Consider the following 14,623-nt stretch of genomic DNA (forward strand, 5'->3'; position numbering starts at 1 on the left):
GGGGCGTTTGAACTCAGTCATCATTACGTTCTCCGGATTTAAGTCTGGAACGTGTCAACGCTATTCAGGACGGGTCACAGAAACAAAAAAGAGCCCATGTATTAAATGGACTCTTTCGCTGATGCCTCGGTTAATCTGTCTAGGTTTTGGGGTCAGTACAAAGTGAGCCCACCTCTGCCATTCTTGTGGCGTTATGCATTCTCAAGGCACTCTGTTAATTTTATCTTGTTGGCGTTTTATAGGCCCGATAACCCATTATGTTATCGGGCATTTTTTTAACGTAATGGTAATTCCGTCAGACAGGTCTGGCTGTCATCTCTGGTGGCAATGGCATGTGACGCCGTTTTACCGTTGTAGCTTACTTCGAGCGTCCCTTCCATATTGCGCGGTAGCCAAACACCGATAAATCCGTTTCGATAGCTTTGCATCTCTTTTTGTACGATGACAGCGCCTTTACTGTCTGTCACTTTTACAGTGAACGGTTTATTCGGCATTTCTCCCTGACAGCCGGAAAGGCTGTGGTTAAAACAGGGGTGTGTCCGCCATTCATAGGGCGCAAAAGAGAGATAGAATTTGTCGCCTAACGGCAGCGTATAAATCTGCTCTCCGTCAGATAATTTGAGTTCGGTACTGGTAATCGACGCGGAGTAAGGCAAAGGACGGCTCTGCGGCGTCTGATCAATCGTATCCACGATCTGCTCAACCGTTTTTCCCGCCAGCCCATGTTGCGCCAGAAAAGCGGATTCTGAGGATGCCGCAAGCGCGGAGCCGCTGGCGCATAAACCCAAAAGTAATAACCATGATGATTTCGACATAACTTCAATTCCTTGTGAACAATCTCCTTGCCTACTATAGGGGTTCCCCTAAGGGAAAGGTCAAAGGAACGCAGGGTAAAGTAATGCAAAGTTATGCTGGGGGAGAGGGGGGAATTGGAATAAAAAAAATCCCCGCCATCAGGCAGGGATTCAAAATTCTGAGCTTTTTAAGCTTACAGGCTGGTTACGTTGCCAGCTGCCGGGCCTTTAGCGCCGCTTTCGATGGTGAAGGAAACTTTCTGACCTTCGTCCAGAGATTTGTAACCATCGTTCTGAATGGCGGAGAAGTGTACGAACACGTCTTTAGAACCGTCATCAGGAGTAATAAAGCCGAAGCCTTTATCAGCGTTGAACCATTTTACGATACCAGTCATTTTACCGGACATAGTGTATTACCTTTTAAAAAATAAGTGTGCCTTTCGGCGTTATGGCGTGCTTTACAGATTTTTTAAGCGTTAAGGAAATGCGCACTACGAGGGGTATCTAATGGATAACTCTTGAAGGGACTTGCCTTACTAAACTGCTTTAATGGTCTGTACGTCAAACCGTTGAGCACATTAACTCATGTAATGCCGGGCGATGCAACTTTTATTTTACTTTATTTCTCCAGGCCAGGAATCGGGCGGGGAAAACGGTCCTTACGCAGGACCGTTAAAACAGAAAGGGGTAAAAATTACTCCATCAATTGCTTACTTAAGCGTGGGTTCGCCTGTATCAGGCGCATCAATTTGAGCTCTGCTGGCGTGGGTTTTTCGCGTTTCGATTCCCATTCCTGAACCATGGCAACCGTTACGCCCAGCGCTCTGGCGAATTCATCTGTTTTTAGTCCCGTCCCTCTCCGTAACTGTTCAAATTCGGTAAAAGGATTGGGTTTTTGCGTCAGGGTGATCTTTCGCGTTTCATCTTTAAAAACAATTTGTTCCAGGCTGCTCAGCAGCTCAAACATCGGATCTTTATATTCCATTGAGAACTCCTGTAAATCACACAGCGGGATCGTGAAGTGCATCGAAGCCTCTTAAGAATAGTCGGGAAACTTGCGGGTGGGGGGCGACGCGCCGCCAGGAAGCGCTATCGATTCGTTTCGATGCCTTACGCTACGCGACTTTTAGGACGCTAACAATTTGATCCAGGAAGGCATATCCGTCTTTCAGAAAATAATTGTAAAGATTAAAAAAATATTACATCCCCCGCTGGAAAGCTTTCTTGCCGCGTTTTTTATCGCAGTGTCAGACCAAAAATTAACAATAAAATAACAAATTAAGCATTGATGCAGATAAACATAATTTTCCGCTACAAGATCGCGTGGAAAGGGTATCCTGCAAGCCTGACCTGGACTATCCTTGTAAGCCGTCAGGCACGCAGGTGTCGTTGTGCGCATTTTTGGGTGAAAGGAGTATTAACAATGGCGACAGGTAAGTCCTGCTCTCGCTGGTTTGCGCCTGTTGTGGCGTTATTAATGGTGTTTAGCCTGAGCGGGTGTTTTGATAAAGAAGGCGATCAGCGCAAAGCGTTTGTCGATTTCCTGCAGAATACAGCAATGCGTAGCGGAGAGCGTTTACCAACGCTGACGGCCGATCAGAAAAAACAGTTTGGTCCGTTCGTGTCTGATTACGCGATACTGTATGGCTACTCGCAGCAGGTAAACCAGGCGATGGATTCCGGTCTGCGCCCGGTGGTCGATAGCGTTAACGCCATCCGCGTTCCGCAGGATTATATGACGCAACGCGGGCCGCTGCGGCAGGCAAATGGTTCGTTAGGCGTGCTGGCGCAACAGTTGCAGAATGCAAAACTGCAGGCTGATGCCGCGCATGGCGCGTTAAAGCAGGCCGATGACCTGAAACCTGTGTTTGATCAGGTCTACAAAAAAGTAGTCACCGTGCCGGCAGATGCTTTGCAGCCGCTGATCCCGGCGGCGCAGATCTTTACGCAGCAGTTGGTACAAGTGGGCGATTATATTGCGCAACAGGGCGAGCAGGTGAGCTTTGTCGCGAACGGCATTCAGTTCCCGACCTCACAGCAGGCCAGCCAATATAATGCGCTGATTGGGCCGTTGGCCTCGCAGCATCAGGCGTTTAATCAGGCCTGGACGGCGGCGGTAAACGCGACCCAGTAATGACAGTCTGCCCGATAAGCGCAAGCCAGCGCTTATCGGGCCTGTAGCGTTATCCCGCCGCTTGCGGATTGACGCAGTTCTTCTCTATTTTTCCCTGCAGCGCATCAATCAAATTATCCACCGCACAGGCCATCATGTTGTAGCGCGTCTCATGCGTTGCCGAGCCAATATGCGGCACCGCGACGACATTAGACATGTTCAGCAGGGGCGAATCCACAGATAGCGGTTCCTGTTCAAAGACATCCAGACCTGCCGCATATATTTCACCGTTTTGCAGCGCGGCAATCAGCGCGTTTTCATCGACCACCGGGCCGCGTCCGGCATTAATAAAAATGGCGGACGATTTCATTCTGGCAAACTGTGTTGCGCCAAACAGATGTCGCGTTTCTGCCGTTAGCGGCAGGATCACGCAGACAAAATCAGCCTCCTGCAACAACGTATCCAGATCGCAGTAGCGGGCGTTAAACCGGTCTTCCGCCTCCTGATGCCGCCGACGGGCGTGATAGAGAACCGGCATGGTAAACCCAAAGTGCGCTCGCTGCGCCAGCGCCATCCCGATACGCCCCATCCCAACGATACCGAGCGTTTTGTGATGGACATCGACGCCAAACCACGCCGGGCCAATGCTTTCTGTCCATTCACCCGCCTTAACCCGTTCTGCGACGTCCACCACGCGGCGGGCAGTGGCCAGCATCAATGCCATCACCGTATCGGCAACGGTTTCCGTCAAAACGGTAGGCGTGTGCATCAGGACTATTTTGCGGGCAGTAAGGGCGTCCACCTCGACATTATCGTATCCCACCGAGATGGTTGATGCCGCGCGTAGCGCCGGCATTTTTTCCAGCAGCGCGCGGTTAACGGTTTCGCTGGCGCCCAGAAGGCCTTGCGCGCTGGCAAATGCCTGCGCGTGTCGCGCTACCGTTTCCGGATGCAGGTTCGGTACCTGGGTGACGGTAAAATGCGCCTCTAGGCGATGTAGCAAATCATCAGGCAGGGTTTTGTAGAGAATGATGGACGGCTTCATGCGACTCTCCGTAAATCAAAAGGTAAGCGCGGCATGCGCCAACCGGAACAGGCTTATTATTAACCCGCTTAGCAATAATCGACCAGCCGATTTTCCCGTTGTCGGCAGCCGTATCGTGGTAAATGGTGAATGAATACCGAATAATGCGAGGTGTATCCGGTCTGGCGAGGGAATAATGCAGGCCGGGTAAAGCATGCCGCCTTACCCGGTACGGTAGTTTACTGCAATGGACTCAAGGTAATTTCGACGCGGCGGTTTTGCGCTTTACCTTCTGCCGTACTGTTGCTGGCGATCGGGTTCGCCGGACCCATTCCGCTGGTACGGATACGGCTGGCGTCAACGCCCTGGGTGATCAGCGAACTGGCGACGGAGTCAGCACGCTGCTGCGACAGACGCATATTCAGATCGTGGCTACCGGTGCTGTCGGTGTAGCCCACCACATTGACGGCGGTCTTGGGATACTCTTTCAGCACCATCGCCACGCCGGTCAGCGTGTTAGCGCCTGCCGGTTTCAGCGTCGCGCTGCTGCTGTCGAAGGTGACATTATTCGGCATATTCAGAATGATATTATCGCCGCTTCGCGTCACGCTAACGCCTGTGCCCCGCATTTTGTCACGCAGTTTCGCTTCCTGTACGTCCATGTAGTAACCCACGCCGCCGCCCAGCGCCGCGCCAGCCGCCGCGCCAATCAGCGCGCCTTTACCGCGATCTTTTTTTGAGGAGGAGAGCGCGCCGATGCCTGCGCCGACCAGCGATCCAATACCCGCGCCAATGCCGGATTTACCTGCTTCGCGTTCGCCGGTGTAAGGGTTTGTTGTGCAGCCAGATACTGCCAGGGCGCCGCTCACGATGGCAGCAATCACAAATACACGTTTTTTCATCTTAAATCCTTATCACTTTTTTATTTTTACCACAGCGACCGTGGCGGTTGATTATGACGTCTGCACATGAAGAAAATTCCAGGGAAAACTCTGAAATTTGTAAGTAACATTGATCGGCAAAATAAATAATCCCAATAATTCAGGAGCGAACCTTGACCCACGCACCATCGCGTCATTCGGTATTGACCGCCGCACACTGGGGGCCAGTCCGCGTTGAAACCGACGGAGAACGCATTTTTGCCTCGTATGGCGAACTCCCGACGGCACACCAAAATTCCCTGCAAACCGTTGTGCATGACCAGGTTCACAGTAAAACGCGGGTTCGCTTCCCGATGGTGCGTAAAGGGTTCCTGGCTTCTCCCGATAAGCCGCAAGGCATACGCGGGCAGGATGAGTTTGTTCGCGTAAGTTGGGATGATGCGCTGGATCTGATCCACGCTCAGCACAAACGTATTCGCGAAAGTTATGGACCATCGTCCATCTTCGCTGGCTCCTACGGTTGGCGTTCGAACGGCGTATTGCATAAAGCGGCTACGCTATTGCAGCGTTACATGGCGCTGGCGGGAGGGGATACCGGCCATCTTGGCGATTATTCCACCGGCGCGGCGCAGGCTATCATGCCTTATGTGGTGGGTGGCAACGAGGTTTACCAGCAGCAGACTAGCTGGCCGGTGGTGCTGGAACATAGCGAGGTGGTGGTGCTCTGGAGCGCGAACCCGCTGAATACTCTGAAAATTGCCTGGAACTCCTCGGATGAACAGGGGCTCGACTATTTTGCGGCGCTGCGACAAAGCGGCAAACGCCTGATCTGCATCGATCCAATGCGATCGGAAAGCGTCGACTTTTTTGGCGATAAGATGGAGTGGATCGCCCCACATATGGGCACCGATGTGGCGTTAATGCTGGGGATCGCCCATACGCTGGTGGAAAACGGTTGGCAGGATGAAGCGTTCCTTGCCCGCTGCACGACGGGCTATGACCGCTTCGCCGACTATCTTTTGGGCACGACCGACGGTACGGCCAAAACAGCGGAATGGGCGGCGGAAATTTGCGGCGTTTCTGCGGTGAAAATCCGCGAACTGGCAGAAATATTTCATCATAACACCACCATGTTGATGGCTGGCTGGGGAATGCAGCGTCAGCAGTTCGGCGAGCAAAAGCACTGGATGATCGTTACGCTGGCCGCAATGCTGGGGCAAATTGGTACGCCTGGCGGCGGGTTTGGTTTTTCTTATCATTTTGCTAACGGCGGAAACCCGATGCGCCGCGCCGCCGTGTTAGCCTCGATGCAGGGAAGCATCCCTGGCGGGGTCGATGCGGTAGATAAAATACCGGTGGCGCGTATTGTCGAGGCGCTGGAAAACCCCGGTGGGTTTTACCAACACAATGGGATGGATCGCCGCTTCCCGGATATTCGTTTTATCTGGTGGGCGGGCGGCGCGAACTTTACCCATCATCAGGATACCAACCGTCTGATTCGCGCGTGGCAAAAACCGGAACTGGTCGTTATCTCGGAATGTTTCTGGACGGCCGCCGCGAAACACGCGGATATTGTTCTGCCTGCGACCACCAGCTATGAGCGTAACGATTTAACCATGACCGGCGACTATAGCAATCAGCATTTGGCGCCGATGAAGCAGGTCGTGTCGCCCCGGTGGGAGGCGCGGAATGATTTTGACGTTTTTGCTGAACTGAGCGAACGGTGGGAAGCCGGCGGTTACGCTCGGTTCACCGAAGGAAAAAGCGAGCTGGCGTGGCTGGAGACTTTCTACAATATTGCCGCCCAGCGTGGCGCCAGCCAGGGGGTGACGCTGCCGCCGTTTGCCGCATTCTGGCAGGCTAACCGTTTACTGGAGATGCCGGAAAATCCCGCCAACGCGCAGTTTGTGCGCTTCGCGGATTTTCGCCGCGATCCTGATAACCATCCGCTAAAAACGGCCAGCGGCAAAATCGAAATCTATTCTGCGCGCATTGCCAGCTATGGTTACGCGGATTGTCCCGGTCATCCGATGTGGCTGGTGCCGGATGAGTGGCACGGGAACGCCGATGCGGGGCAGGTTCAGCTACTTTCCGCGCATCCGGCGCACCGTCTGCATAGCCAGCTCAACTACAGTTCGTTACGGGAGCGGTATGCGGTAGCCGGACGCGAACCTGTGACGATTCATCCGCAGGATGCGACAACGCGCGGAATCGTCGATGGCGATACGGTACGCGTCTGGAATCATCGCGGGCAGGTTCTGGCGGGCGCGGTCGTTACCGACGGAATTCGGCCTGGCGTGATCTGTATTCACGAAGGCGCATGGCCGGACCCTGAACCTACCGCAGGCGGCATATGCAAAAACGGTGCGGTAAACGTCCTGACAAAAGATCTTCCCAGTTCCCGGCTGGGGAACGGTTGTGCGGGCAACACCGCGCTGGTCTGGTTTGAGAAATATACCGGCCCGGCGCTACCGCTTACGGCGTTTGATCCGCCTGCCAACTCATAATCCAGGTGGGGTGGGCGGTATCCTCCTGCCAGGCGCTATCTTCAATACGAAAACCAAGCGCATGGTAGAAGTTTACGGCGGATTGATTTTTCTGGTAAACCTCAAGGCTCAGCAGAGGAAAACGTTGCTGGACATATTCCAGAAGCGCTTTGCCAATGCCGTGTCTTAACGCGTCGGGGGCGACAAACAGCGCCCCGACAAAACGGGCTTCCAGTACGCTGACGAAGCCTTTCAGTTGTCCATTTTCCTCCCATACCCAGGTTTGCGCGGCGGGTAAATAGACGTCGCGTACAATTGCTTCGCTCTCGTGCCAGTAACGTTCTTCGATAAAGGGATGGGCATAAATGGTACTTTTCATCCACAGCGCCAGAATAGACGCCATGTCTTCACTCTGGGATTTGCGAATCATGTTTTTCTCCCGGATGGCAAAAACAGCCGGTAATATGGTCATTGACCAGTCCGCACGCCTGCATAAAGGAGTAACAGATAGTCGTACCGACAAACTTGAAACCGCGTTTTTTCAATGCCTTAGCAAGCGCATCGGACGCAGGTGTTGAGGTAGGGATCTCATCCAGGCTGGCCGCCTGGGTGATCTGCGGCTGGCCATCAACGAATGACCAGACAAAATCGGCGAAAGACTCGCCGTTTTGCTCCATCGCAAGCCAGGCGCGGGCGTTACTGATAATGGCCTGAATTTTACCGCGATGTCGTATGATGCCTGTGTTCTGCAGCAGGCGTTCAACATCCTCCTCCTGCATAGCTGCGATGCGTACCGGGTCAAACTGATGAAAACAGGCGCGGTAGTTCTCCCTCTTTTTAAGCACGGTGATCCAGTATAAACCGGCCTGTTGACCTTCAAGACAGATCATTTCAAACAGCTTTCTGCTATCGGTTTCCGGTACGCCCCACTCGTTATCATGATAGGCAATGTAAAGGGGGGCCTGGCTGACCCAGTCGCAACGCTGCATAGACTTCCTCGTTATTGTGGTTACCGCGAAAATTTCCTTCAACCCGCCTTGACGGGCCCGCTAAAAGGACAATAGTTAATACAGGGCTGATGCCCGACATCCTTCATTCAATGACAATAATATCGCCGAATTCGGCTCTACTCTGGAGTCGCGTTGATGATTGTAAGAAAACGCCGTGGTCGCCGGACATTGCGTTGTCTGGCGGGCCTTATGGCCTGCTCGTTTTTTATCAATACCACATATGCCTGGCAACAAGAATATATCGCTGAAGCGGCTCCGGGGCATACGACGGAACGCTATACCTGGGACAGCGATCACCAACCGAATTACAACGACATACTGGCCGAACGTATTCAGTCTACGCAAAATACGGTGGGGCCGGTGCTTAGCCTGGCGGATGAAACCCCGCTTGATGCGACCAGCGGTATCAGTATGGGCTGGAATTTTCCTCTTTCCCGACGCGTAACCACTGGGCCGGTCGCGGCGCTGCATTACGACGGTTCGACGTCATCAATGTATAACGAATATGGCGATAGCGCGACGACATTAGCGTTTACCGATCCGTTATGGCACGCCAGCGTCAGTACGTTAGGCTGGCGGGTAAACTCGCAGTTCGGCGATGTCCGTCCCTGGGCGCAAATCAGCTATAACCAACAGTTTGGGGAGAATATCTGGAAAGCGCAGTCCGGGTTGAGTCGTATGACCGCAGGAAATCAGGCGGGAAACTGGCTGGATGTCACCGTAGGCGCGGACGTGTTACTTAACCCGCACCTGGCGGCGTATGCGGCGTTTTCCCAGGCGGAAAATAGCGCTACGGATAGCGATTATTTGTATACCCTGGGGGTGAGCGCTAGGTTTTAACTTAAAAATTATAATCGAAACGCAGTGATAACAGCTCTTGTGGCGGAAGTAGGGTGCTAACCTTCTGCGTTATCTTTGCGCTGTTAATCATCTCGCTGGCACTTTCCACCACTATTCGCCAGCCGCAGCGGGAGGGGGTTAGCGAAGCGTCTGCGTAACACATGCAACACCAGGCGTACAGCGCACCCATTTGGTGCCCTTTTTTTTATTTAGCACAAATACCTAATCAATTGTAGTTAAAAAAACGTCTAATAAATAAGGAAGACATTTAACTTATTTATGAATAGGAAGAAATAATATATTAATTATATTAATTTATTCTTAATAAAAAATTACATTTATGTACGTTGCATTTGTAACATATTGATTTCTATTCTTTTTAAGATTAACTAACAATTATTTTTATATATACTAATTATAGTATCCAATACCCACCTCTATACACTCCATTTCCTCACAGAATGCAGATAATCCTAAGGATGCGTTCTGTTATCTACCGTCATAAATGGAGTTTTTAATGAAAAAGGTTGTTTTTGCTCTGTCTGCTCTCGCTGTAGTTTCCACTTCTGCTTTCGCTGCTGAATCTGGTGACGGCACCATTAAATTCACCGGTGAAATCGTTGACGCGCCATGCGTCGTTTCTACTGACTCCCAGAACCAGGAAGTTGTGCTGGGTCAGGTTAAGAAAAATATCTTCAAAGCCATTGGCGACAAGTCTTCTTCTAAGCCTTTCCAGATCAAACTGGAAGACTGTGACATCACCTCTAATACCAAAGTTAACGTAAGCTTCAATGGCGTTGGTGATACAGACGATGCGACACTGGTTTCTGTTAACACTGAAGCAGGTGCGGCAACTGGCGTGGGCATCGGTATCTACGACAACGCTAACAAGCTTGTTGAAATGAACACCGGTAAATCCACCACTACGTTGGCTGCTGGTCAGACCGTGCTGTACTACACCGCTAACTACGTTGCAACAAAAGATACTGTAACCACTGGTTACGGTAACGCAGAAGTGGACTTCAACCTGTCCTACGAATAATCGAATTTTCGTTAATACAGACAATCATAATGGCAACGGAAATCCCGTTGCCATTTTTTCCAGCGGAGGCTCAGGAAGAGAATCATGAACCGCTCACGTTTGATATCTTGCACAGCACTGGTGCTGGCGTTGATTGCTCAAAACAGTTTTGCCGGAGGCGTGGCATTAAGCAGCACGCGTGTTATTTATGACGGTAGTAGAAAGGAAGCTTCTCTTACGGTAAATAATAAAAGCACCACGGATGAATTTCTCATTCAGTCATGGATTGATGATGCTAACGGTAATAAAAAGACGCCCTTTATCATCACTCCACCGTTATTTAAATTAAGCCCGACTAAAAATAACGTTTTACGTATTGTTAATACGACGAACACGTTACCGCAGGATCGCGAGTCCGTTTATTGGATTAACGTAAAAGCTATTCCTGCCAAAAGTGAAGACGCGGAAGCTAAAAACGTACTGCAGATCGCCGTACGTACCCGCTTAAAACTGTTCTATCGCCCGGCGGGCCTGAAAGGCAATAGCATGGACGGCTGGAACAAACTGCAGTTCACCAGCGCAGGGGCTAACCAGATCAAAGTGGAAAACCCATCTGCCTTTAACCTGACGTTTAATAAATTTTATGCCAACGGCCGTGATATTGAAAAAACGGGAATGGTTCCGGCAAAAGGCTCATTGAATATTGAACTGCCAGCCGGCACCGGCAAGGTAAGCGAAGTTAAATACAACATTATTAATGACTTTGGCACGGCTGGCGACATGTTGACACAGCGCGTTAACTAACACGTTTTAAAGGATTATTACTATGACATGGACGCATCTTCCTCTGGGCAATAAGACCTCGCGTTTCACGCAGTCTGCGCTTGCGCTGATGATAGCGGGTACGCTCCCCGCGTATGCGGGAACATTTAACCCGCGCTTTCTGGAGGATGTGCCGGGTATTGATCAGCACGTTGACCTTTCAATGTATGAATCCAATAAAGCTGAACACCTGCCAGGTAAATACCACGTCTCGGTGGTGGTCAACGAAAAAAAAATGGAGTCTCGCACCCTGGAGTTTAAGGCAGCGACAGAGGCGCAGCGCGCAAAAATGGGTGAATCCCTAGTGCCGTGCTTAAGCCGCGTGCAGCTTGAAGATATGGGCGTGCGTATTGATAGCTTCCCGGCGCTGAAAATGGCCCCGCCTGAAGCCTGTGTTGCTTTTGACGACATTATTCCCCAGGCCGCCAGCCATTTCGACTTTGCAGACCAGACCCTGATCATGAGCTTCCCGCAGGCTGCGATGAAGCAGACAGCGCGCGGTACGGTGCCAGAATCGCAGTGGGACGAAGGGGTGAATGCCCTGCTGGTGGATTATAACTTTTCCGGCAGCAACGCCAGCTATGACGCACACGACAGTGAAACCAGCTACAACAGCGACAGCTACTATCTGAATCTGCGCAGCGGTATGAACCTGGGGGCATGGCGGTTACGTAACTATAGCACCTGGACGCGAAACGACGGTAACAACACATGGGATAACATTGGCACATCCTTAAGCCGTGCCATTGTACCGTTGAAATCACGGCTGACGTTGGGGGATACCTCCACTGCCGGTGATATTTTTGACAGCGTTCAGATGCGCGGTGTGCAGTTAACCTCCGACGAAGAGATGCTGCCTGACAGCCAGCGCGGGTTTGCGCCCGTCATCCGGGGTATTGCCAAAAGTAACGCCGAAGTTACCGTTGAGCAGAACAACTACGTTATTTACCGTACGTTTGTTCAGCCGGGTGCGTTTGAAATTAACGACCTGTATCCAACCTCAAACAGCGGCGACCTGACGGTCACCATTAAAGAATCGGACGGCAGTGAGCAGAAGTTCGTTCAGCCGTTCTCCTCGGTGGCGCTCCTCCAGCGTGAAGGCCATCTCAAGTACAGCCTTTCCGCCGGGGAATACCGTGCCGGGAACTATAACAGCGCCGAGCCGAAATTCGGGCAGCTTGATGCCATGTACGGCCTGCCATATGGCTTTACCGTTTACGGTGGTGCGATCTTCTCTGACGACTATTACTCGCTGGCGGGAGGATTAGGTAAAATCTTCGGTTATATCGGCGCGATCTCCATCGATGTAACCCAGGCAAAAAGCAAGCTGGCAAATGAGGAGAATTCGGAAGGTCAGTCTTATCGTTTCCTCTACTCCAAGAGCTTTAACAGCGGTACAGATTTCCGTCTGCTGGGTTACAAGTATTCGACCAGCGGCTATTACACCTTCCAGGAAGCGACGGATGTGCGCAGCGATGCGGACAGCTCTTATAGCCAGTACCACAAACGTAGTCAGATTCAGGGCAACGTGACGCAGCAACTGGGCGCCTGGGGCTCGGTCTATTTTAACGTCACGCAGCAGGACTACTGGAACGATGAAGGTAAACAGCGTTCGCTGAATGCCGGTTATAACGGCCGTATTGGCCGCGTGAACTACAGCGTTGCTTACACCTGGACGAAAAGCCCGGAGTGGGATGAGAGCGATCGTTTACTGTCATTCTCCATGTCGATTCCACTGGGACGCGTGTGGAGTAACTACCACCTCACGACCGATCAGCATGGCCGAACCAACCAGCAGTTAGGGGTGAGCGGCACCGCGCTGGAAGACCACAACCTGAACTATAGTGTGCAGGAAGGCTACGGCAGCAACGGCGTGGGTAACAGCGGCAGCGTGAACCTGGATTACCAGGGCGGCGTGGGTAGCGCCAGCCTGGGTTACAACTACAACCGTGACGGCCAGCAGGTGAACTACGGTTTGCGCGGCGGTGTGATAGCCCATAGCGAAGGTATCACTCTTTCTCAACCGCTGGGTGAATCCATGGCCATTATCTCCGCGCCGGGCGCGCGCGGCGCGCACGTGATCAACAACGGTGGTGTGGAAGTGGACTGGATGGGTAATGCGGTCGTGCCTTACCTTACTCCGTACCGTGAAACGGAAGTCTCACTGCGAAGCGACAGCCTGAACAACCAGGTTGACCTGGATACCGCCTCCGTCAACGTAGTGCCGACACGCGGCGCGATTGTTTGTGCCCGCTGCGATACCCGAGTGGGCTATCGCGTGCTGATGAATCTGACGCAGGCCAATGGCAAAGCGGTGCCGTTTGGTGCTACCGCCACGCTGCTGGATACCACAAAAGAGTCCAGCAGCATTGTGGGTGAAGACGGTCAGCTTTATATCAGCGGGATGCCGGAGAAAGGTGCCCTTCAGGTGAACTGGGGTAAAGACCAGGCACAGCAATGCCGCGTGGCGTTTACGCTGCCGGAACAACAGGATAATACCGGCGTGGTGATGGCGAATGCCGTCTGCCGGTAACAGGGAAGGAAACGATTATGTTGAAAAAGTTGATAATGTTTACGGGCCTGTTGGGCGGGTCGGTGCTGTTTTCGGGGCAGGCGCTGGCAGCGGCAGATTTTGGACCATGTACTCCTGAAGGTGGAACACATATCTTCAGTGCCACCATAAATAAAACAGTTTCAGATACGTCAAAGAACACAACGGGTGCGACCTTCGTAGATTTCGATAGCTGGAATTTAGGTGGAACCTATGCGATGTCCTGTGAATGCCCTGATGATACCTCTCTTATAAATGACACCTTATTTAAGGCTGTGGTTCCTCTGGCCTTTGTTACGAATATAGAGAGTCGCTCCTATTACCAGATCAATAATAATATTGCCATTGCGAGCGATGTACTGATTTCGGGGGGACGAGGAGAATACGTTAACACACTGTTTGAGAATGTAGGTAACCTGACAAACAACCGCTCTCAGTGTTCGCAAAATGCAAGTAGTAAAGATGCAATATGGACATCCGGTGGCAAAGGTCACTTATCGCTCTATATTCTCCATCCGTTTGTGGGTGAAAGTATTATACCTAGCACCAAAATAATGGACCTTTTTGTGACAAAGAAACCCAGTGTATATGGCAGTATACCTGCGTCGTCTGTATATATCAGTGGTTCAATTACGGTACCTCAGGGCTGTGAACTCTCCAGCGGCAGCACGCTGGAAATTCCGTTTGGGGAATTTAAGGCCACTGATTTTAAAGATCGCAAAGGACAAGTTGCAAAGAACGCCACGAAATTCACCAAAGAGCTGCAGTTTAAATGCACCAATATTTCCGATGGCGTAAAGATCTTCCTGCGTATTGAGGGAATGCCAAACGCTAATGATTCGAATGCCATCGACATGGGCAACCCGGATATCGGTGCCGTCATTGAGGGCGCTAACGGTAAAATTTTGGTGCCAAATGACGCCAGTGTTAATCAGGAGCTGAGCGTATCGGGTCTTGTTGACGACACGCACCGTACCGCCTCAACGACCATTTCGGCTTACCCCATCAGCACCACTGGCAAATTGCCGGCCGCCGGGGATTTCGAGGGAATTGCCACCATGCGTATTGATGTGGAGTAAGC

At 51.7% G+C, this 14,623-nt stretch carries 14 protein-coding genes; 7 read left to right on the forward strand and 7 right to left on the reverse strand.

The window, feature by feature from the left end; translation table 11 throughout:
- Window positions 1–275 precede the first annotated feature (275 nt).
- The 3 genes from cueP to ACLJRU_RS06460 all read right to left on the reverse strand — a co-directional run bounded on the left by cueP (window position 276) and on the right by ACLJRU_RS06460 (window position 1,779).
- Window positions 276–815, reverse strand: coding sequence for a copper-binding periplasmic metallochaperone CueP (gene cueP / locus ACLJRU_RS06450; protein WP_000047148.1), 540 nt, complete (start codon window positions 813–815; stop codon window positions 276–278).
- Between the two features lie 173 nt (window positions 816–988).
- Window positions 989–1,201, reverse strand: coding sequence for an RNA chaperone/antiterminator CspA (cspA, locus tag ACLJRU_RS06455; protein WP_000014594.1), 213 nt, complete (start codon window positions 1,199–1,201; stop codon window positions 989–991).
- Window positions 1,202–1,488: 287 nt separating this feature from the next.
- Window positions 1,489–1,779, reverse strand: a complete 291-nt coding sequence (locus ACLJRU_RS06460; protein WP_000455790.1) for an HTH-type transcriptional regulator — start codon at window positions 1,777–1,779, stop codon at window positions 1,489–1,491.
- Window positions 1,780–2,217: 438 nt separating this feature from the next.
- Here ACLJRU_RS06460 and ACLJRU_RS06465 point away from each other — a divergent pair, with 438 nt between their 5' ends.
- Window positions 2,218–2,928 (forward strand): DUF3053 domain-containing protein, encoded by a 711-nt coding sequence (locus tag ACLJRU_RS06465; RefSeq protein WP_001541097.1) that lies wholly within the window; start codon window positions 2,218–2,220, stop codon window positions 2,926–2,928.
- Window positions 2,929–2,977: 49 nt separating this feature from the next.
- Here the strand turns inward: ACLJRU_RS06465 and ghrB are convergent, their stop codons facing one another.
- A complete protein-coding gene (ghrB, locus tag ACLJRU_RS06470) occupies window positions 2,978–3,952 on the reverse strand; it encodes a glyoxylate/hydroxypyruvate reductase GhrB (RefSeq protein ID WP_000804686.1) in 975 nt (324 codons plus the stop codon).
- 218 nt (window positions 3,953–4,170) lie between these two features.
- The gene (locus ACLJRU_RS06475) at window positions 4,171–4,833 is read right to left on the reverse strand and encodes an OmpA family lipoprotein (protein WP_000747548.1); all 663 of its coding nucleotides are present in this window, start codon (window positions 4,831–4,833) and stop codon (window positions 4,171–4,173) included.
- Between the two features lie 152 nt (window positions 4,834–4,985).
- Here ACLJRU_RS06475 and ACLJRU_RS06480 point away from each other — a divergent pair, with 152 nt between their 5' ends.
- Window positions 4,986–7,319: a molybdopterin guanine dinucleotide-containing S/N-oxide reductase gene (locus tag ACLJRU_RS06480; RefSeq protein ID WP_011264408.1), complete on the forward strand. Its 2,334-nt coding sequence runs from the start codon at window positions 4,986–4,988 to the stop codon at window positions 7,317–7,319.
- Here ACLJRU_RS06480 and ACLJRU_RS06485 read toward each other — a convergent pair.
- Both ACLJRU_RS06485 and tag read right to left on the reverse strand, forming a co-directional pair.
- The gene (locus ACLJRU_RS06485; RefSeq protein WP_000619902.1) at window positions 7,288–7,728 is read right to left on the reverse strand and encodes an N-acetyltransferase; all 441 of its coding nucleotides are present in this window, start codon (window positions 7,726–7,728) and stop codon (window positions 7,288–7,290) included. The genes ACLJRU_RS06480 and ACLJRU_RS06485 overlap by 32 nt on opposite strands.
- Window positions 7,706–8,287: a DNA-3-methyladenine glycosylase I gene (gene tag / locus ACLJRU_RS06490; protein WP_023235368.1), complete on the reverse strand. Its 582-nt coding sequence runs from the start codon at window positions 8,285–8,287 to the stop codon at window positions 7,706–7,708. Before tag ends, ACLJRU_RS06485 begins: the two co-directional genes overlap by 23 nt.
- A 156-nt stretch (window positions 8,288–8,443) precedes the next feature.
- On the opposite strand from tag, the gene ACLJRU_RS06495 reads away from it, so the two are divergent.
- The 5 genes from ACLJRU_RS06495 (at window position 8,444) to lpfD (ending at window position 14,621) form a co-directional block, all read left to right on the forward strand.
- On the forward strand, window positions 8,444–9,148 hold the full coding sequence (locus tag ACLJRU_RS06495) for an autotransporter outer membrane beta-barrel domain-containing protein (protein WP_000637070.1): 705 nt from the start codon (window positions 8,444–8,446) through the stop codon (window positions 9,146–9,148).
- Between the two features lie 517 nt (window positions 9,149–9,665).
- The gene (gene lpfA / locus ACLJRU_RS06500; RefSeq protein ID WP_001519917.1) at window positions 9,666–10,190 is read left to right on the forward strand and encodes a long polar fimbria major subunit LpfA; all 525 of its coding nucleotides are present in this window, start codon (window positions 9,666–9,668) and stop codon (window positions 10,188–10,190) included.
- Window positions 10,191–10,274: 84 nt separating this feature from the next.
- The gene (gene lpfB, locus ACLJRU_RS06505) at window positions 10,275–10,973 is read left to right on the forward strand and encodes a long polar fimbrial chaperone LpfB (RefSeq protein ID WP_001082123.1); all 699 of its coding nucleotides are present in this window, start codon (window positions 10,275–10,277) and stop codon (window positions 10,971–10,973) included.
- 22 nt (window positions 10,974–10,995) lie between these two features.
- A complete protein-coding gene (lpfC, locus tag ACLJRU_RS06510; RefSeq protein WP_187790635.1) occupies window positions 10,996–13,524 on the forward strand; it encodes an outer membrane usher protein LpfC in 2,529 nt (842 codons plus the stop codon).
- 17 nt (window positions 13,525–13,541) lie between these two features.
- Window positions 13,542–14,621 carry a long polar fimbrial protein LpfD gene (gene lpfD / locus ACLJRU_RS06515; protein ID WP_023235366.1) on the forward strand — a complete coding sequence of 360 codons (1,080 nt, stop codon included), beginning with the start codon at window positions 13,542–13,544 and terminating at the stop codon, window positions 14,619–14,621.
- Window positions 14,622–14,623 lie beyond the last annotated feature (2 nt).

It is taken from the genome of Salmonella sp. SAL00653, assembly GCF_046552515.1.
Classification (GTDB): Bacteria; Pseudomonadota; Gammaproteobacteria; order Enterobacterales; family Enterobacteriaceae; genus Salmonella; species Salmonella enterica.